Source organism: Kosakonia oryzendophytica, from assembly GCF_900094925.1.
In the GTDB taxonomy this organism is placed as follows: domain Bacteria; phylum Pseudomonadota; class Gammaproteobacteria; order Enterobacterales; family Enterobacteriaceae; genus Kosakonia; species Kosakonia oryzendophytica.
The window spans coordinates 71,116-91,457 of the sequence record NZ_FMAY01000002.1 but is presented as its reverse complement, the minus strand read 5'-3'; the positions used below and the strand labels follow the sequence as shown (position 1 = coordinate 91,457).

17 protein-coding genes are annotated in these 20,342 nt (G+C 54.0%); 3 read left to right on the top strand and 14 right to left on the bottom strand.

From position 1 onward, the window contains the following. Nucleotides 1–81 precede the first annotated feature (81 nt). From GA0061071_RS03590 to GA0061071_RS03575, 4 genes are all read right to left on the bottom strand, one after another. Nucleotides 82–903 (bottom strand): ABC transporter permease, encoded by an 822-nt coding sequence (locus tag GA0061071_RS03590; protein ID WP_088237240.1) that lies wholly within the window; start codon nt 901–903, stop codon nt 82–84. Further along, complete coding sequence (locus GA0061071_RS03585) at nt 903–1,733, bottom strand: ABC transporter permease (protein ID WP_061498732.1); 831 nt, start codon at nt 1,731–1,733, stop codon at nt 903–905. Before GA0061071_RS03585 ends, GA0061071_RS03590 begins: the two co-directional genes overlap by 1 nt. Nucleotides 1,734–1,799: 66 nt before the next feature. Further along, nucleotides 1,800–2,948, bottom strand: a complete 1,149-nt coding sequence (locus GA0061071_RS03580) for an ABC transporter substrate-binding protein (RefSeq protein WP_088237239.1) — start codon at nt 2,946–2,948, stop codon at nt 1,800–1,802. Nucleotides 2,949–2,983: 35 nt separating this feature from the next. After that, nucleotides 2,984–3,970 (bottom strand): ABC transporter ATP-binding protein, encoded by a 987-nt coding sequence (locus GA0061071_RS03575; RefSeq protein WP_082794190.1) that lies wholly within the window; start codon nt 3,968–3,970, stop codon nt 2,984–2,986. 151 nt (nt 3,971–4,121) lie between these two features. Here GA0061071_RS03575 and GA0061071_RS03570 point away from each other — a divergent pair, with 151 nt between their 5' ends. From GA0061071_RS03570 to GA0061071_RS03560, 3 genes are read left to right on the top strand one after another with little or no spacing between them, the layout of a single operon-like run. After that, a complete protein-coding gene (locus GA0061071_RS03570) occupies nt 4,122–4,880 on the top strand; it encodes an MBL fold metallo-hydrolase (RefSeq protein ID WP_088237423.1) in 759 nt (252 codons plus the stop codon). 8 nt (nt 4,881–4,888) lie between these two features. Further along, nucleotides 4,889–5,899: a LacI family DNA-binding transcriptional regulator gene (locus GA0061071_RS03565; RefSeq protein WP_170933835.1), complete on the top strand. Its 1,011-nt coding sequence runs from the start codon at nt 4,889–4,891 to the stop codon at nt 5,897–5,899. A gap of 10 nt (nt 5,900–5,909) precedes the next feature. After that, complete coding sequence (locus GA0061071_RS03560; protein WP_088237237.1) at nt 5,910–6,677, top strand: inositol monophosphatase family protein; 768 nt, start codon at nt 5,910–5,912, stop codon at nt 6,675–6,677. Nucleotide 6,678: 1 nt separating this feature from the next. Here GA0061071_RS03560 and GA0061071_RS03555 read toward each other — a convergent pair whose 3' ends face one another. The 10 genes from GA0061071_RS03555 to pepE form a co-directional block, all read right to left on the bottom strand. Further along, the gene (locus GA0061071_RS03555; protein ID WP_088237236.1) at nt 6,679–7,017 is read right to left on the bottom strand and encodes a cupin domain-containing protein; all 339 of its coding nucleotides are present in this window, start codon (nt 7,015–7,017) and stop codon (nt 6,679–6,681) included. A gap of 74 nt (nt 7,018–7,091) precedes the next feature. Next, complete coding sequence (locus GA0061071_RS03550; RefSeq protein WP_061498752.1) at nt 7,092–8,561, bottom strand: SulP family inorganic anion transporter; 1,470 nt, start codon at nt 8,559–8,561, stop codon at nt 7,092–7,094. Continuing rightward, nucleotides 8,558–9,181, bottom strand: coding sequence for a carbonic anhydrase (locus GA0061071_RS03545; protein ID WP_061498755.1), 624 nt, complete (start codon nt 9,179–9,181; stop codon nt 8,558–8,560). Before GA0061071_RS03545 ends, GA0061071_RS03550 begins: the two co-directional genes overlap by 4 nt. Before the next feature lie 459 nt (nt 9,182–9,640). Beyond that, entirely contained in the window at nt 9,641–10,078 is a 438-nt protein-coding gene (locus GA0061071_RS03540; protein WP_061498759.1) for a tetratricopeptide repeat protein, read from the bottom strand. Nucleotides 10,079–10,598: 520 nt separating this feature from the next. Then, nucleotides 10,599–11,021 carry a hypothetical protein gene (locus GA0061071_RS03535; protein WP_061498763.1) on the bottom strand — a complete coding sequence of 141 codons (423 nt, stop codon included), beginning with the start codon at nt 11,019–11,021 and terminating at the stop codon, nt 10,599–10,601. 14 nt (nt 11,022–11,035) lie between these two features. After that, complete coding sequence (locus GA0061071_RS03530; protein ID WP_139109642.1) at nt 11,036–15,124, bottom strand: RHS repeat-associated core domain-containing protein; 4,089 nt, start codon at nt 15,122–15,124, stop codon at nt 11,036–11,038. 10 nt (nt 15,125–15,134) lie between these two features. Further along, nucleotides 15,135–15,263: a hypothetical protein gene (locus GA0061071_RS23690; protein WP_088237235.1), complete on the bottom strand. Its 129-nt coding sequence runs from the start codon at nt 15,261–15,263 to the stop codon at nt 15,135–15,137. Next, nucleotides 15,260–16,813, bottom strand: coding sequence for a hypothetical protein (locus GA0061071_RS03520; RefSeq protein ID WP_088237234.1), 1,554 nt, complete (start codon nt 16,811–16,813; stop codon nt 15,260–15,262). The genes GA0061071_RS23690 and GA0061071_RS03520 overlap by 4 nt, the downstream gene beginning before the upstream one ends. A gap of 12 nt (nt 16,814–16,825) precedes the next feature. Then, nucleotides 16,826–19,042 carry a type VI secretion system Vgr family protein gene (locus GA0061071_RS03515; RefSeq protein ID WP_061498771.1) on the bottom strand — a complete coding sequence of 739 codons (2,217 nt, stop codon included), beginning with the start codon at nt 19,040–19,042 and terminating at the stop codon, nt 16,826–16,828. A 599-nt stretch (nt 19,043–19,641) separates the two neighbouring features. Beyond that, nucleotides 19,642–20,334 carry a dipeptidase PepE gene (pepE, locus tag GA0061071_RS03510; RefSeq protein WP_061498774.1) on the bottom strand — a complete coding sequence of 231 codons (693 nt, stop codon included), beginning with the start codon at nt 20,332–20,334 and terminating at the stop codon, nt 19,642–19,644. Nucleotides 20,335–20,342: the final 8 nt, after the last annotated feature.

Here is a 20,342-nt window from a genome sequence, read left to right as displayed (position 1 = left end):
AAAGCGCCGACAGGCGCTTTTTTTCATTCCAAACAGCCGGTTAGCATACCTTCACCACACCAGCAGCGCACATATCGCCCCCTATTTCCCCAGCTTCGACAACATTTCCGGGCGCATAAATCTTTGAATAATGAGCATAAAGAGCACTGACGGCACCAAAAGGATCAACGCCGTAATGGATGAGACTTGGTAATTGCCGGACATACTGGCGGTATAGAGCAGGATCGGCAGCGTAATAATGTCCGGCGCGCCAACAAAGAAGGTGGCAGTAAACTCATCCAGCGACTCGAGAAAAACAAAGATACTGGCGGCAATCAGCCCGGGCGCGGCCTGCGGCAGGACGATATGGAAAAAGGTGTACACCGGCCCCGCGCCAAGATTGCGCGACGCGCGTGCCAGCTGCGGATCGACGGATGAAAACGCCGCCACGCTGATCCAGATGGCGTACATCAAACCATGCACACTGTGCACCAGTACCACACCGGCAACGCTGCCATTTAATCCCCACTGATAAAACAGACGCGCCACATTCATATACACCGTCAGGTTCGGAAATGCCTGCGGGATCAGAAATAGCAGCATAAAGAAGGCACGCAACGGCATGGATCGCTGCGCCAGCGCATACCCCGCCGGCACCGAAATGATCAGGCAGACGATCACCGCCAGCACTGCAATCAGTACACTGATCGACAACGATCCGGAAACATCGCTGTAAGGGCTAAAGACCTGGCCCCAGTACTTCAACCCCCATTGCCCCGGTAACGCATGGGGAAAGAACCAGCTCTCCGCCACCGTCCAGATCAACAGGTTAAGCAGCGGACCAAACAGCGCCAGCACCAGAAACGTCAACAGCAGCGTTTGCAGAATAAAGCTACCGTGAATTTTATACCGAATAGGGTTCATCAGTTGACTCCTTTGGCTTGCAGGCTGTGGCGTAAATAGAACCAGGACAACAGGGCGCAAATCAGGTATGAAATCACCCCCATCGCATTGGCAACCGGGTAGTCGCCATAGGAGTTAACACGAAACGCCATATCGACGGTCATCATCGTTGGCGTACCGGTGCCGATCATCAACGGCACCGAGAGCACCGACATCATGGTCACGGTGGAGAGCACTGTCGCCACGCCAATCGTCGGCATCACCTGCGGCAAAATAATATCGAAGAGCATGCGCAGCCGCGACGCACCCAGATTTTTCGCCGCCAGAATGTGCGACGGATCCACCGCCGACATCGCTCCGCAAATCAACAACGTTGAAAACGCCATCTGTTTCCAGACAAAGGTAATGATGATCCCGCTCCAGCCCAACAGCGAGGTAGTATCCATGGGGGTAAGTATGCCCGCAGCCACCAGCGCATTATTCATCAGGCCGTTTTTCGCCAGAAATGTCCGCATCATCTGCGCAGTGACAATAAAGGGAATGAACAACGGCAGGCGATATAAAAAGGCCAACGCTTTAACGATCCCCCGAAAGGGCGAAAGGACAATCACCGCCGAAAGGGTGATGGACAGCAGCAGCAGGATCGCCAGCGATGCCAGCACAATGACTACCGTGAACAGGATATCGTTCGAATACAGGCTCAGCACTTTCGCAAAGTGCATCAGCGTCAGGTGATGTGACTCGCGGGTAAATGCGGAAATCAGTGAAAAACCCAACGGCCAGAGAAAAAACACCGCAATCATCAGCGTGGCCGGGGCAACCAACAGTAAATATTTTATTGCGTGTCGCATGGTAAACCTGAGTCGTTGCCGCAAAAAAGATGCCCGCAGACACAGCGCTGCGGACACCAAGGTTAATCAGTTAGATACCTGGCTCTCGTAGCCTTCTTTGATATCGGTGAAGTACGGGTTAATCGGGAAGCTTTTACCGTATTTCGTCAAATCTTCCGGCGAAATTTCGGCAAACAGTTTCTGCCAGGTGGCCTCATCCAGCTTGCCTTTGACGTATTGCGCATCGATACCCGGATACCAGTTAAACTGTTTTACGATCCCCTGTGCCTGAACGTCCGGGCTGGTGGCCAGCGCGATAAACGCCTGTGCCAGTTTTGGCTGCGCTGCATGTGCAGGCACCACGTAATACATTGGCTGGCCTGGCATGCCGGGGGAGATCAACGCCAACTTGATGGATGGTGGAAGCTTGCCCTGATCTTTCCAGCTATAGAACATATCCACCCACACCGGCCCCATGGTGATCTCGCCACGGCTCAACATATCCAGCGTTCCGGCGTTGCCCGGCGTAAAGGTCACATTCTTATTAAATTCTTTCAGCTTGGCCCAGGCCTGCCCCCACTCTTTTTCCACACCTTTGTCATACGGCAGCGCAGACAAACGCTGTGCATCCGTGCCATAGGCATACATCCAGCCCACCACAAAACTCACACCGGACATGCCGTTTTTAATGCCGTTATAGCCAAACGCTTTCGGGTTCTGTTGCGACCACTGCACCAGTTCGTCATAAGATTTCGGCGGCGTTTTGATCATCTCGCTGTTAAACGCGATCGCCGTCTGACTTAAAAACATCGGCATCACGTAGCCATCAACATTCACGCCCAGAGCATTTTTGGCATTTTCCGCTGAGACCATCGAACCGGTGTTAATGGCCTGGCGGTATTTCTCCAGCAATCCTTTTTCCACCAGTTGCCCCCCGACAGCCTGGTGAACCACCGCCACGTCGATATCCCAGTTTTTCGCGCCGCTTTGTTGCTGAGCGGTCAGTTTCTCCATGATTTTGTTTGATCCGGCATCTCCCGGCCCGGTTCCGACCACCTGCACTTTCACACCAGGATGCGCAGCCTCAAACTTCGGCCCCAGCCAGGTTTTCACGTAGTCCACCATATTTTGATCGCCCGCCGTCGCGACATTGAGTACCGTTTCGGCGTTCGCAGCGTGTATTCCATAGCCCAGACAGAGAGTGGCCAGTACAGCAAGTTTCGTTTTTACGGACATGATGTATCCCCAGGAAAAGAGTGTGTCGGTTGGCATTACAAAGCGGTTTCAAAAACATGCAGCGCGGGCTGCGGTACATGCAAAATGACGTTCGTGCGGGGGGGCCAGCATTGTGGCGAATCCGCCAGTAATAACTGCCCGTCACAACGCACGCTATGGCGGTACTGGTGACCAAGAAATGCGCTCTCTTCCACCACGCCATCCAGCAATAATCCTTGTGCGTCAGGCGGTACAGATGCCCCGTGAATGGTCACATCAGCGCTACGAAAATAGAGTGTTTCCCCACGCGCATCCTGGCGGGTAATGCAGTTATCGGCCCCCATAAAATCGGCGACAAAAGGCGTCGCCGGGCGGTGGTAAATCGCTTCCGGCGTGCCGATTTGTTCAATGCGACCGCGGTTAAGCACCGCAATACGATCCGCCATGACCAACGCTTCCTGCTGGTCGTGGGTGACAATCAGCGAGGTAAATCCCAGCCGCTTTTGCAGCGCTTTTATTTCGTGGCGCACATTGAGACGCACTTTGGCGTCCAGGTTTGACAGAGGTTCATCAAGCACCAATACGTCCGGTTCAATGGCCAGCGCGCGCGCCAGCGCCACACGCTGTCGTTGCCCGCCTGAAAGCGCGGTGACTTTACTCTCCGCATAACCGTCAAGATTGACGATTTTTAATAATTCCTCTACCCGCTGTTGGATCGCCTCTTTTTTCCAGCGACGGACTTTCAACCCATAGCCAATATTTTGTGCAACGGTAAAGTGTGGCCACAGCGCATAACTCTGGAACACCATAGTGATATTTCGCTGTTCCGGCGTAGTGTGAGTAATGTCTCGACCGGCAATCGCTATTTCGCCCGACCTCACCGGAATGAATCCGCATAATGCATTGAGAAGTGTGGTTTTTCCGCAACCTGATGGCCCTAGTAGCGCAATCATTTCGCCTTTTTCTACCGACAAATGAATATCGTGCAAAACAATCTTATCGCCATAGCCAATTTTCAGATTTTCAATTTGCAAATAACTCACGGGCGATCCTTTTATTCGATTTTTTAGCGTCGATGAACACGTGTTCATTTATTTGTAAAAAAAATGCAACTTTGCACCGACATTATGTGAGCCTACTTTGTCGTCTATTTGTGACAATTTGATTAAGTCATCAATAAATTTGGTGGGCGAAATGAAAATAGATGTCCTGGGGTGCGGCAGCGCCTTTTCCGTGCAGCAAAATACCTCGGCAATTTGCGTGACTGACCCTGATCATCGCCAGTGGCTGATCGATTGTGGCCCCACGATCCCACGCGCACTCTGGCAGCGGCGTGGCGATGTCAATGACATCGATGCGATTTACTTTACCCATGTCCATCCGGATCACTGCACCGGGCTGACAGCGCTGCTCAATCACTGGAAGAGCTTTGGTCGCCGCAAACCGTTGATAATCTGGTCGCAACGCGAGCAACGCCCGGTGTTGATGCAACTGGCAAGCCTCGCGAACTGGCCTGAGAGCGACCTCTGTTTTCCTATTGACTGGCGAGACAGCGAACCCGAATGGCACTGGCAAGGCTGGAAAATCCGCACGGCGTTTTCCCATCATGAAATCCCCAACCTCGCGTTGCGCATTGAGATGGGTGATAAGGCACTGTTCTACAGTGGCGATGGTCGTCCGACACCGGAAAGCACCGCGCTGATGCATCACGCCAGCCTGGCCTTTCAGGAGTGCGCGTCGCTGACCGCACTCGCCAGTGATGCCTCGCACGGCGATTTTCCTGGCTGTCTGGCGCTGTTTGAACAATTGCGTTTACCGCGCATGGGCTTGTATCACTGTCATGATGCAGCGCTACCGGCACTGGCACAGGCGTGCGCGGCACATCCGGGGTTATTTCTCAGCCAGGATGGCATGACCATCGATCTCAATCCTTATGCGGAGGCGACAGATTGAGTCAGACAATGCGTAAGCAGACCGTCACCGCCGAGGACGTGGCAAAACGGGCGGGCGTTTCCCGCGCCGTGGTCTCTCGCGCCCTGAGCAGCAATGGCAGCATCTCCCCGTCCACCAAAGAAAAAGTACTGCGCGCGGCGCAGGAACTGGGTTACCAGGTCAATTTCCTTGCCCAGGGACTGAACCGCCAGCGCAGCCATTTGATCGGCGTGATCGTCGCACGTATTGGCGATCCGTTTCGCAGTAGCTTACTGGAGGGCTTATTGCACGAGATCCAGCGTCGCGGCTATCAGGCGTTGGTGACCGAAATCACCGGCGAGCAGGATCTGACGCCAACGCTGCGCCGCTTTACCCAGTTTCGCGTGTCCGGCGTCATCGTGACCTCCGGCAAGCCGCCGGAAACACTGGTCAATGAGTGTGTCAGTCAACAGATCCCGGTGGTCGGCATTAACCGCCAACCGGATATTCCGCTGGTGGACTTTGTCTGCTCAGATAATGACTCCGGCGCATATCAGGCCGCAGAACAGCTGTTTCACTCTGGCTGCCGCCGTTTTGGCTGGCTGAATAATAGGGGATCCACCTGGGCCGGGATGATGCGCGGCGAAGCCTTTTATCAGGCTCTGCATCAGCTCGGTGTGGATACGCAACGCCACATAAGCGACATCACCGCCAGCGAAGAGGGTTACGAGGGAGGTTTTCAGGCCGCTCGCGCATGGACAGGTGAATTACCGGCAGGTATTTTCTGCGCCAATGCGCAACTGGCGTGCGGCTTCCTCGACGGCATGCGCCAGCGCGGCAAATTCGCCCCACAGGATTTTCACCTGATTGGCTTTGATAACACACCGCAAAGCGGTCAGTTCAGTTACCAGTTAACCACCTTGCATCAGGATGTGTCTGAGATCGCCCGCCGGGCATTGACGCGTCTGCTGGAGCGGGCAAAAAATCCGTTGCAGCCTTCCCGCATTGAGTGGGTTAAGGTGGAACTGATTCACCGACAAACCTCACCACGCATTGGCTAAGAGTCCAGATATGACAGAACAGTTTACCCACGCGCTGTGCGCATTGATTCGTCGTCTCGGTCAGGAGGCGAAACAGCTACGCGATAACGGGCTGACCATTGAACAGAAAGGCCGCCAGGATTTTGTTTCACAGGCGGATGTGTATGTGGAAACCGCATTGCGCACCTGGCTAAAAGCGCAGCGTCCGCAGGACGGCCTGCTTGGCGAAGAGCGAGGTCTGGAGCCGGGCAGTGAAGGAGTGTGGGTTATTGACCCTATTGATGGCACCACCAACTTTATTCTTGGTATGGATTACTGGTGTATTTCCGTCGCCTATGTTAGCGGCAATCACATTGAACTGGGCGTGATTTATGCGCCTGATCGCGAGGAGTTTTTCTTCGCCGAACGCGGGAAAGGCGCGTTTTTAAATGACCAGAAACTGACGATCACCGACCCGGCACCCGATGCCGTGGTTCTGGGATTAGGGCGTTCAAGCCGCACTGCGCCGCGCGACTATACCCGCACCATTGAAACGTTGTTTGAACACGGCGTTGAACACCGCCGTTTCGGCGCAGGTGCGTTGATGCTGGCCCATGTTGCCGCAGGCCAGGTACACGGCTACTTTGAGGCGCACCTGCATAGCTGGGATGCGCTGGCGGGTCTGGTGATCATCAAAGAAGCAGGCGGCATGCACAATGACTTTCTCGCCAGGAATGGGCTGACGCAAGGCAACAACGCCTGGGCTGCCAGCCCGGCGGTATGGCAACGTCTGCAACCCATTTTATTGCCCGATAACTGAGTTAACCCGCCCGCTCATAATGGATCGCCAGCCAGATGGTTGGCGGTTCGGCCTGCGTCCAGTTCACCCGGTGGCGACAACGCGCCGGAATATTGACAAAATCCCCCACCTGCAACACACGTTCTTCCGTTTCGCCTTCAAGCTGCAAACCGGCGGCGCCTTGTAGTATCAATACCCATTCTCCTTGCTGCTGGCAGTACCAAAAATCCGGCGGACTGGCCTGCCCGGTAGAGATGATCCGTTCGATTTTCACATCGGGTCGCACCAGCAGATCGTCGAACGTCTCCTCTTCGCCTGCACGGGCAGTCGCGGGAAAGTGTTGCAGCAGATTGGTCAACATGGTCTTCGCCCTCTCTGGAAAGAGCACTCAGAATGGCAGGTTGCGCCCGCCACGGCGAGCGCTTTCACTGCGGTTTATTTTGCCGGCCACTGACTCAGTTCAATTCCCCGCTGCGGCGCGTTTTCGGCAAACTCGCTCAACACCGCTTTAACATCGGGATCGAAATAGTGGGCGTTGTCATGCTCAACAATCACCACACTGCGCTCCGGGATCTTCGCCAGTAGCGCCTGCAAACGCGGGTTGTGCAAAAACGTCAGGTTCTGATGAATACGCAACACATAGTGATCGTCAAAGCGGGCCAGTTGCAATGCATTGCGATGGCTGTAATAGATGCTTAACGCCACCTGCATTACCAACCCAAGGGCAATACCCACCAGCATGCCAAACGCGATGATCCCCACCACCGTGGTGAGAAACGGGACATACTGTTGTGGCCCGGCGCGGAATTGCTCAATAAACAAACGTGGCGTCGCCAGCTTATACCCGGTATAGAGCAGCACCGCAGCCAGGCTCGCCAGCGGGATCACCGACAAAAAGCCGCCGAACCACAAACCGCACACGAGCAACAGTACACCCTGCAACAGCACCGAGAATTTTGATTGCGCGCCGTTGCTGACGTTGACCGAACTGCGCACAATCACGGCCGTGATCGGCATTGCTCCGACGAGCCCCGAAAACAGGTTACCCACCCCCTGAGCCACCAGTTCTTTGTCGGGTGACGGCGGTGGGTTTTGCGGGCGCAGCTTCTTCAGCGCTTCCTGGCTGAGCAGCGTCTCAAGGCTGGCGACCAGCGCCAGCGTAATCGCCACGGTATAGACGGCCGGATTTTGCCATGCCATCCAGTCCGGCCCTTCCAGCTCGCCGAGCAGATCGCTAAACGAGCCAAACTCCGGCAACGTTATACGCGGCAACGCAGGTAACAGATGCGGCGCTGTGGCGATAAGCACCAGGGACACAGCGCACCCGAGAACCACTGCAACCAGCGGGCCGGGGATCCAACCCAAGCTTTTCAAGCGTTTAATTGACCGTGAATCCCAGCACCACAACAGCAACAATCCCCCTGCCGCCACGGCGAACGATGTCAGTGAAAACGCAAATTCACCGCTGAACATCGCGCGTAAACTGCTCTCTTCCACCGCACCAAAGGCAACCGGAATCTGCTGCATAATCAACAATAAACCAATGGCTGCCAGCATACCTTTGATAACACTGCCGGGAACCAGTGTAATAAAGCGTCCGGCGCGCAGAAGTCCCATCGCCAGTTGCAGGACGCCCGCCAGCACCAGCGCAAACAGAAAGGCGGAGAACGATCCCAGCGCATCAACCGAAGCCACCACAATGGTCACCAGCCCCGCCGCCGGGCCGCTGACAGCAAAGCGCGACGGGCTGAGCGCCGTGACCAACAAACCGCCGATAATGCCGGTCAGCAGACCAACAAACGGCGGTAACCCGCTGGCTTGGGCAATCCCCAGGCACAGCGGCAGCGCCACAAGGAAGACAACCACTCCGGCCAGCGTATCCTGGCGCAATGCATTGCTCTTCATACCGCCTCCTCCGCCGTTTTCTCAATCAACGTCTTCAGGTGGCCTGTCGCCAGTTCATAGACGCAGCCGTAAATATTCAGCTCGCGTTGACTGCGCCACACGTCCAGTACCGGTTGTGTCTGCACCAGCCGGGAAAACTGGGTGATGACGTTGGTTTCCACCAGGTGGTTGAGGGTTTCCGGATCAGGCGTTTTGGGCGCGGCGCCCTCAATTTTATGCCCGAGCACATCGCGCAGTTGACCAATACGCCGCGACAGCGCCGAAGACTCGTCCGCCAGTGCCATTTGCGGTAATTGCAATGCAGCCTGCACGCCACCGCAACCGTAATGGCCGCACAGCACGATGCGATGCACCTTCAGGTAATGCAGCGCGTACTGCAACACACTCATAAAGTTGTCGTCCGCCGGGTCGACCATATTGGCGATATTGCGGTGAACAAATAATTCACCGGGATGAGAGCCGGTTAGCACCTCAGCTGGCACACGGCTGTCGGAACACCCTATCCATAACGAATGCGGCTGTTGTTGATGAAGATGTTGCTCAAAATAGTGCGGATCGCTGTTCAGCTTTAATAGCGCCCAGCTACGGTTTCTGGCCAGCAGCGGTTTCAACGTGTTCACAGTGCGACTCCCTTATTGTCAATCGGCATATTGGCAGGTTTTATGCGGGAGCTTTTACTACTAGCACTGACTGGAGAAATATATGCGTAAGGAAAATCTTATTATGGAATTTAAATAGTAAAAAAAGTCAAAGTGTAAAAAAACGAAAATAGCGAAGCATTGCACTATACAGATATAGAGGTTTTTTTGAGATTATTGATATGTATGCTAATAGTCACAAATAACAACCCTGGCATTGGTAAGGAAAAGTATCACGGAAATATATCGACTTGCGAGGCTGAATGACTCAACCGTAAAAAGAAGTTGATAATAAGAAATATGATTTGCATCGCCATTCAGACCAGTTCGATAATTCTCTGGTCTGCGGCCATGCTTTCACTCCACTCTCTGTTACAGCAAGCCTGTATGCTGCTTATTGAGTGCTAAAAATCCGTTTTCAACCGTTCCGAAAAAGAACACCTACTTTTTTTTGCGTTCCAGCAGATAAAAGTCGAGATACTTTTTCTCGCGGCCCTGAAATGCCTTCTTTTTCCCATAACCGTAAGCAAGATGAAAATGTTCGTATGCTTCGTCATACTGCTTAAGTTCATAGCACACCATGCCCATGATGATAGCAGGTGCCGTATCCCTGTCGGTTCGCAGATTTAACAAAAACTGAGCCCAGGGTTTGGCACGGACGAAATCACCTTTATCAAACCAGGCGGAGCAAAAACCGGAAGCGATCCACAATGAAGGCATCAACCAGTCGCTTTTAGGCTCCGGCACCAGCCCCCAGGCGTTATCGTACAATGAGAGGGCGCTCTCCATATCGCCACGCTGCCTTGCGTTGTCGCCCTCTTTGACAATCTTATCGATGGTATCGCCTAAAACCGGGTTTACGTCGTATAAGTCATGCACTGGAATGCGCTCCTTAATAACAGGGTGGAGTGAAAAAACTCCGAACCATATTGTCGACCGCCCCAGGAGAATGAAATCGGGCGAACTCTTATTTGCTTTGACGCGATAAAAAGGCAAATTCTGCTCTTATCCTAAATTTAATCTGAGGCCACATTTATGCCAGACACATTGTGCCCTCACGCAAGACATAATTGGTAGTTGAATACATTATGTAACCATTCAGGGTTATCAGCGACAAGCACCACATCAATATCAGACAATAGTTTAAATAACATGCACCGTTCACTATGTTCTTAATAACCATGTTTAGCATGGTTTCATCAAATAATCAAAATTTTGCGAGCATAAAAAATAGGAAAATACAACTTAAGATAAATTGAGAAGGGAGTTTTCTGGCAGCAACGCGTTGTATTATCATCGAATAACACGTTTTTTTAAGGCCGTAAATCAGTATATCCGGCCTTTCATTTTATAAACAACAAGGCTGTTATTGTCTTTATCGATATATATCGAATATTTATCAATTTTCTTCCAGAACATTAACAAATAAATTATATATTTTCTGACAAAAATCCGCACTATCAATAAAGTCAGGTAAAATGAGCACATAATAATAAATATGATTAAAGCGTAGGTTTATATCATAAGGCTCAAAATCCGAGTCGTTTTCAAACTCAAATAAGGTCGCAGCGCCATTCAACGTGGCTGATTTCGCCTCAATGCAAAAACACCCTTCCCCGCCAATATCTAAATTATAACCATTCTCCAGATGGTAATTCAGCATTTCCTCATCTTTATAGAACAGCAAAAACTCTTCATCACGCACACTGTTGCGCTGATGTTGATAACCATCAGGTTTTACTTTCGCCGCCATCGAGGAAAAAACGTCCTCTAGCGGTTTATTGGTATAAAACCCATACATTACACCCGTCCATTCAGCCATATATCGCTCCTAAATTAGTTACATCCAGAAAGGCCATGAACAACATCATCGCGCAACTTATTATTGGCATTTCTCAGCGGTATATCTTCTTCGATATAGAGTCGCAGATACGTATTCTGTCGGTCTACTGTTTTTACCTTACTGCTATCAATCTCAAACGAAATATAATGTGTACTTTTATCTTTCGTCAGGCCCATTTTACCTCTTAACCCGGATGAATTTAATTCTTCTGGCGACAATTTGGTCACATAAACGCCTTTAGGTTTACCCTGAATCGACCCGCGTCCCCTGGCACCAGGATCACTGGATTTAATCACACCGGAACCCATAATCGCATTATATCCTTCTTTGCTTGTGTAGTGATAAACACGCACCACCTCTAAACCAAGAGGATCCATCCATGTGAGAGGATTTGGAGCATATTGATAAACATTTAATCCGCCCGCCAGCCCTATCGGATCCTGGCTGATATACGCGGCGATTGCCGGGTCGTAGTAGCGATAGCGGTTATAGTGCAGCCCGGTTTCCGCATCGTAATAGTGCCCCTGGAAGCGCAACGGATTATCGATGCGGTTAACATACACATGCCCTTTTTCCCCCCAGACACCGATATTCTCCGACCAGACGATTTCCCCGTCAGGCGAGGTCAGTCGCACTGGCGCACCGTTCGGATCGCAGTGATAGTGCCAACTCTGTTTTGCCTCTCCTTCCTGTGTCAGCAGCGCCAGCGGCCGGAAGCTGTCGGGATAGTAGATATATTCACGCATGCTGCTGAATAATGTTGCCTGGGCTTTCTGCCGTTTTAGCCTGCCACCGGCATCGAAAATGCTTAACGCCGCCAGCGGCTCTTGCGTAGCGGCAACGGTCTCGCCTGCCAGCGCATCACGCTGCCAGTAGAACCAGTGCGTTTCCGTGGCGGTCTGTTTGAATACCCGCCGCCCCAGTCCGTCATAACCGTAGCGCACCAGGCTGTCGCCTTTGCGCACAGCAATGAGCTGGCGGTGATCATCCCAGGTAAAATCTTCTTTTTCTTCGCTCTCGTCCTGCATATGGCGGCGCTGGCGCAATTCCCCTGCGCGGTCAAAGACATAGCGCACGCCATGATGGATGCCTTCACGGAACCAGCCGCCCGCACTGTCGTTCACATCGCGTGTCTGCGTCTGCAAATGGTTCCCGGTTGCATCCTGCACAAACTGCCGCAGCACGCCATCCGGTGAGGAATGCGCCATCAACCGACCGGCCGGATCGTAAGTATAACGATCACTGCCCCACTGACTCTCTTCGCGCAACGTCAGGTTACCTGTGCGGTCATAGGCAAAACCGCTGGCAAATAGCGGTAAATCGTTTTGCAGTACCTGCTGCGAGGTGAGCCGCCCAAGTCGATCGTAACTGAAGTTACGTCTCACTGCGTCGGAGAGCTGCTCGCTGATCCTGTACCCGCTGTCGTCGTAGGTGAAAATAATGGGCGCGTCATCGTTAAGCTGCACCTGCGCAAGGCGATCATGCTCATCCAGTCCATAACGCACCTGATGGCCGCTGTCGCTATCGCGCGCGATCAGCAACCCGCGATCATTGTAGCTGTAACGCAACTGGAAACCGTCCTGCTCTTCCAGTAGCAGCCGCCCGGCATCGTCATAGCGCCATGTCAGCCTGCGCCAGGGGTTCTCACATAGCACCATCCGGCCGCACAAATCATAGTGATATTTCGCTTGTAGCGTGTCACCACTGCGCCGTTCGCTTAGCCTTCCGGCTTTGTCATAGCCATAGCGCACGTTGCGCCCCAGTGCATCTTCACGGCTGATCAGGCGACTGGCCCTGTCCCAGCCGTAACGCGTCACCTGACCCCAGTAGTCGCTTTCCGCCGTCACTCTCCCGAGGGCATCGCGGGTCAATTGCCAGCGCTGACCGCGTTGATTAATCACCGCCAACAACCGATCTTCCGGGTCATACTGGTAACCGAGCGTCGTCCCATCGGGCGTTTCGCAGGCGGTCAGCATCCCGGTGCCGTTATAACGGAAACGGGTTACATTGCCCTGTTCATCGGTAAAGTGAACCGGGTTATCTTCCCGATCGTAAGCGATACGGACTTCGCCACCTGCCGGATTCACTGTCGCCACCAGCCGGTCTTTTCTATCCCAGTGATAGCGGGTGCTCCCCTCACCAGCATCAATACGTTCGATCAATGTGCCACGCACGGCGTGGCGGAAACGGGTGGTGCCTGCCCCACCAGGGCTTACCGATTCCAGAAAACCGAAACGATCGTAGCGATAGCAGCACGACGGCAAACCGGGTTTATGAGCCTCAGCAAGCTGCCCAAAGCGATCATAGTGATAACGTGAAGCAACGCCCGTCGGGTCAATCGTGACAATCAAATTCCCGTGCGCATCATACTCTGAACGCCAGATAGCGCCCTTCTCATCGGTCAGCGCCAACACCTCACCAAACGCATCATATGTCACCTGAATCACGCTTCCGTCCGCCATATATTCGGCTGTCATGCGCCCCAGTTCGTCATACTCCCAGCGATGGCTACTGCCGTCCGGCTCAATCAGCTCCAGCGTGCGGCCAAAATCGTCATAGCGGAACACGGTGTTGCCACCCAGCGGATCGATTTCCGACACCGGCAAGCCGTTTTCGTCAAAGGTAATGCGCGAGACATGCCCCAGTGAATCCGTGATCTCCACTTCGTTAAGCAGGCCGTGATACGCAAACCGATAATCCCAGACACCGCCGTCGCCCCAAGCATGCACCACTTGCCAGATGTCGTTGTACTGGTAGTGAAACCCTTGCCCATTGCGGTCAACGTGACTGACCAGGTGATGCTGCTGATAATAAAAACGGCGCGGATGCGACAGGGCATCGATCTCCGCACTCAATTGCCCTTCCTCGTCATATTCGTAGCGGGTCAGCGGCGTGATGTCGCCATCCAGCGCATTACGCAAACGCAGGGCGAGCAGGCGGTGATTCTCCTGGGTGACGAGGATTTCACGCGCGGTCATTCCCTGATGGGTGAACTCGCGAATTTGCAGCAGTTCGCTACCGTTCCACTCAAAACGCCAGCCATTGCCGTTACGATCGGCAAGCTGGCGGATCGGCAACACCCCCTGTTCGCCACTAAATTGCAGTTGCGGGCCACTCTCCTGCGCCACCTGCCACAGCACTTCGCCGTTAACCGTTTCCCGCCACAATCGGCTACCGTCCGGCAAACCCGGAATGCCCTGCTCATACCCGTCGACCTGCGGCAATCCGGCAAACAGCGTCATCCCTTCCGGTTGCGTCAGCATGGCAATGCCTTCATCCACCATCACCTCCAGGCGGATATCCGCTGGCGTCGACCAGCCGTGGCCGCACACCCCTTCAACATCAAGATCCGCCGAAGAGTAAGTGCGGTTCCACGCCAGCGGCAGACGCCCCGGCAACAGAAAATCCTGGTGCTCAAGGCTGACGCTGCCATCACGAATATCGACCGGTTCGGCGCGAAGGACCCGGCACTTCAGGAAACCAGGATCCATATTGCGGAACAGCTTTTGCCGAAGCTTGCGAAAACGGCGCATAAACAACCGCCACTGCGGCGTCTTCTTCAACTTTTTGAAGCCCTTACCCAGGCCGCTTAACCCGGCGCGCATCAGCAGCGCCATCAGGTTGATGGTCGGCGGCCCGCCCACAATCACATTGTTGGGGATAGCCAGGTTAAAGGTCAGCGGTAGCGTCAGTGACAGTGGCTTCGGCTTGGTGGCGCGTTTCAGGCGAAATGGCGGGATCAGGCCAAGAATATTACAACTCAGCACCGGCATGCCGATGCGGGAGAAGGGCTCGCCGTCCACAGAGACGGTTTTACTGCCCATAAACAACTCATCTTCGATTTGCGGACCACCCGGTGCACGCAGCGGTGGGATCCACGCTCCGCCCACGGGAATATGCACCGCAATCCCGCCCGTTCCGGCGCTGGCACGCTTAATGCTGTTGACGTGCACCGTGGTGCCAATCAGCGGGAGATAATCAAACACATCAAACACGATGCCGATATGGGGTGTCGGTAGCGGCCACGGGTAGGTGTGAATATCCAGCCCAAGCTGCGGATCGAAGTGAGCGCCGGAGTGCATCAGTCGCGCCTCAGAACATAGCCCGCAATAGCGCGCGCAGGAAGGTACGGATCTCGGTGGCGAGATCGCTATCGGAGAGACTCAAAAACAGCAGCGCGAGCAGCGTCACAACAACAATGATAATAATACGGGTCTTCATAAGGGGTTGCTTCCTGCAGATTCAGATAACAATACGTCGGTTTCCCCCCATGCGGGCAGGCTTTGCCACTCACCGGGTGGGGCATCAAAGGGGTGGGCGATATCCGGCAAACCATTCCAGTGCGGGTGCAGTTTCTCCCGCGCCAGCCGGATAACGCGTCGAAAACTTTCATCTCCGCGGCGAATAAGATTCTCCCGCTCTTCGCGGATCACGGTAAACATGGCTTCAAGCTGTAATTGCAGACGGCTTTCCGCCTGCTTCACCTGTTCAATACCCGGCTGCGCGGGCAATCGCGCTTCCGTCTGTTGGATTAAATCGCGTTTCTCGCGTTGCCAGCGCGCGGCACAGGCTTCAATGGCCTCGGTACGCCGTTTGTCATGTATACGCAGTAAATCCTGAAACACCAGCGGCAGCGTGGTTTGCCCGCGTTCGGGTAAAGGAACGCTTTCCGCCGCCTTCACCGCACGGGCGTACTCCTCCATCGCCGTTGGACGATGCCCGGCCAGCCAGAGGCAAAAGCCAGACATGCGCCAGCCTTCCATTTCAAAAACCGGGTGAGGGATCGCCTGCGCCTCCAGCGCGGCCTGACGGTAACGTTTCGCCGCCTGGAGATACTCTTTCTTTGCAAACCACGCACCGGCTTCACCAAACGTACTCTGTGTGCGCAACTGTCCTTTCAGCGTTGGCTCGGCAATCTCACCGGAGATATCCTGTGCTTGTCGGTAGTGCGCGACCGCCTGTGCAGGATCATTGCCCTTCAGCCAACCGCCCGCTATCAGGTTATGCATCATCGCCTGCTGATCGGCCCAGCCGCGTTGCCGGGCAATCGCCAGCGCGAGGTCGCCGCGCGCAGCCACTTGCGCGGCAGTGCCTTTTTCCAGCAGCAGCATCGCATCCGCCAGATAGCGGCGAAACAGCAAACGATCGCCATCGGGATCGGTCTGTTGCTGTGCGGTCTGGTGCATCACCTTCATGCCATCAATGTCATCGACTATCAGCTGAACCTCATGGGGATGTGCATCAAGCAGCGGTTGCCACACCGGCTGTTCAACGGTATCAATCAACAGCAATCGCGGCGCGGGTTCGCCCTGTTCCAGCCAACCGTTAAGCCAGCGTGTTAATGCGCTGTCGTCGCTTACGGCGGAAGGTTTGAGCACCAGCACCAGGTAGCGAAGATCTTCTGCAAACCGGTCGGCGAACCCTTGTAGCAACTGGCGCAACTGTGCAGGGGAGTAACACGGTAGATAGGGTTCCGCCTGCCACTCTGCGGCATCTGGCGTGGCCTCATAATGTTCAACAAATTCACGGCCCAGTGCCTCGCTGTAACCGAAGCCGGTTTCAAAAGGCGTTGTCAGCCCAAGAAACAGATCCGGCAGCGTGCGTCCTTCCGGGTGCTGTTGCAGCGCGATAAAACCGTCCAACAGCGATTCTCCTCCCGCCGGGATCCGCCAGATAAACAGGCGGGTCTGTGCTGAGTGCTCACTGGCATCCAGCCAGCTTAACTCCAGGTCGGTCATCACTTTTTCGGTGGGGTTTTTCGCGGTGCTCATTCACATTCCCCGTCAGGCGTTAAGCTCAATTTTTTTGCCATTCACCATAACGCCGGCGGCATTAATGGTGATGGTCGATCCGCCTGCGGTAATTTCCACGCTGCCGTTACCGATCAGAATGCCGCTTTCCCCCACATTGATGCGGAACGTATCCGTGGCGCTATCCGCCACGCTTCCTTGCGTAAAACGTGTATCGCCGCCGGTAATGCTCAACGTGCGCCCGGCACCAATGCTGACATCCTGCTTTTGCGTCACCGTGCGCACTTCACTGCTGTGCACCGTCACATTGCGGTTGCCGGTGACATCAAGCGTCTGGTTGCCGGTGACATTCACGGTCCGGTTCTGCTGAACGCTGACCGTTTCATTGCCCTGAACGGTACGACTGCGATCCTGCACCACTGTCAGTGTCTGATTGCCTTCGACCGTACCGGTGTTATTGCTTTTCACCGTGGTGGTGTGATTGCCGGTAATGGTTTCATCGCGGTTTTGATCCACGCTGAGGGTTTCATTGCCCTTCACGCTTTCGGTGCGGTTTTGCTGCACCGTGGTGGTCTCATTGCCGTTAATGGTTTTACTGCGATCCTGACCAATCGTGACCGTTTCATTGCCGTCGACGGTGCGGGTGCGGTTTTGCTTGATATGGCTGGTCTCGTCTTTGCCGACGGTTTTCGTCCGGTTACTGCCCACATCATGGGTTTCGTCGTTCTCGACTTCGGTATCCATGTTGCGCTCGGCATGCAGCCAAAATTGCTCTTCACCGGGTTTATCCTCAAAACGGAGGGCGTTGGCATTATCCGGCGAGCCATCCTTCGAACGGCTCATAAAGCCCATCTGCGTTGCCGCAGCAGGCAACTCCCACGGCGGCATGCTGGCTTCATTATAGACCCGGCCAATGATGATCGGCCTGTCCGGCTCGCCGTTGATAAAATCCACCACCACTTCATCGCCCACACGCGGGATCTGCACGCCACCGTAACCCTGACCTGCCCAGGCACTGGAGACACGCACCCAGCAGGAGCTGTTTTCATCCCCCTGACTTTCGCGATCCCAGTGGAATTTCACCTTTACGCGCCCGTATTTATCTGTCCAGATGGACTCTCCTTTCGGCCCTACCACACGGGCGGTCTGCGGCCCGTACGTGCGAGGCCAATCGGTCGTCACCGGCGGGCGAAACGGCGTCGCTGCGGGGATCACAGTAAAATCAATGCGGTGTTTTGCCTCACCCGTATCACCAGACGCATACTGGTTTTCTTCGAATGCGTAATGTGCGCCGACCACCAGCCATTTCGCGTTGTCGGCATAATGGGGCGCATTGATCAGCGTAAAAGTGTGCCCCGGCGCAATGCCGGTTGCGGTAGCCGTTCCCTGGGTTTGCTGCTGCTCCGCCTGCCATGACTGCTGGCGAATACGGGCATACGATTCACCATCGCCATGTTCAACGAAACGCCCCGGCCAGTCATAAACGTCAATGCGCCCTGGTGTTGGCGAGACCGGGTTTTGCAGCGTTTGTAGCATCCATGCGTGCGGTTTTCGAAAATCATAGTCGTCCGTGCTGTACAGGCCAGGCGTGACCACATGCCGCGCCAGTAACTGGCTGATACCCTCCTCGCTCACCGCCCCGCCGCTCGCCTGCGCATGCCAGGGAAGGGTCTCATAGCCAGGGAACGCTTCCGCCTGAGAGTAATCATCCATCAGCACCAGCGTGTGACCGTCTTTATGGTGACGGAAAAAATAGCTGATACCTTCAAGCTCCAGCAGACGGCTCAGAAAATGGAAACTGCTCTCTGCGTATTGCACGCAATAATCCCATTGCCGATAGCTGCGGGTAAGCTTGTCTTCGATGTTAACGTTGTATTCTGTAAACAGCGTTTTGGCGATGTCCGGTACGCGCTGCTGTTGGAAGATGCGAAAGTTGCGGTCGCGCATCATGGGCCAGAAATCCGGTTCCAGCGTGGTTTGATAAACAGCGTAGCGCGTACCGTCCAACTCTTCGGAACGAACGGCAACAGCGGTCACTTTGCCAGAAAGGTAACGCTCAGCGCCTGATTGACCCGGAATGACCACCGTCATGTTCTGACCGAGCAATTTTTGCCGATCAAGGGTGAAATCTTTACTTAACAGATCCACCTGAAAACGAAATGGCGCTGAGAGTTTCTCCTCTCCTGTTAACATCCAGAATAAGAGCGAATCACTCCCGGCGGACAACAGGACGGTTATCCGGTTAACCATACGAGTTCCTTACTGACAGAGGCGAATATTCCGGGAACAAACCTGTCTTCAGGCGACTTCAATACCGGAAATGACAATAGACAACAATGTGTACGCGGCTGTGAGTCCACTAACACTGGCAATGTAATTAATATTATCTGGATATAGTTGAAACTGAGATGTAATGAAAGATAAGAATAGTCCCATTTTTCATTATGAGAAATAATATATTTGAAATCAGTAAAATACTTATTTCCCTATTATTTTCGCGGTTGTCTGGTTATTCGATTCAGCCAACAGAACACCAACGCATGATATATTTTTTCGGCCTTCAATCCATATCGGGAAAAATAAATTTATTGCTGGGATTATTTTTGATGGGGTAAAAAGAAGGCTGTTAAATGCAAAGAATAAACGCATTACAGCACAGCTGGCCCGTTTCCGGGCCAGCTGTATTAACCCCGTTGGCTGGCAAACAGGCTCGCCGCACTGCTCGTCAATGTTGCGGCTGATCGATGCAATACCCTACATACTCCAGCGGAATCAGACGTCCATGCTCCTCAATGAAATGCGCATCGCCATGGGTTAATACCCGAATGATCCCCACCAGGGTGTATCCCTCAGAAAAAGCGGTAACCCGCAGCCAGTGTAATCGCCTCTTCATTGGCCTTAAACAATAACGCTGGCCTGTCGCCACCCAACTGCGCATGGCCGTTCTGCACGGTGATCCATCCCCCTTCCGGTAGACCGATCACGTTCAGTTCCGGTGCAACCACCAGCAGTTCGCGGATACGCTGCTCACGCGTCTCTCCCTGATGCCCGGCAGGCAACGCATTTGTAAAATGCGGGTTGATCTGCAATGGCACCAGGTTCAGCGCATCCAGTCCGCCCGGGTCGATAATCGGCATATCGTTAGTGGTGCGTATCGTCGGACAGGCCAGATTTGCCCCGGCGCTCCAGCCAACATACAACGCCCCGTTCTTCACCGCCTGGCGGATCGGGTCGAGTAGCCCGCGTTCACGGCACTGTTTCAGCAAATGAAACGTATTGCCGCCACCGACCATCACAACGTCTGCTGCGGCAATGGCCGCAGGCGCGTCATCAACGGTATGCACACCCGTGATCGACAGATCCAGTTCCGCCAGCGCAAGCCGCACCTTATCGGTATAGGCATCCCAGCTTTGTGTTACGCCAGCAAAGGGGATAAACACCACCTTACGACGCCCGCCAAACTGCGTTTTCAGCAGTGGGAGGGCATATTCCAGATATCCGGAACCCGGCAGCACCGAGTTACTCAACAACAGTAAATCCATCACAGTCT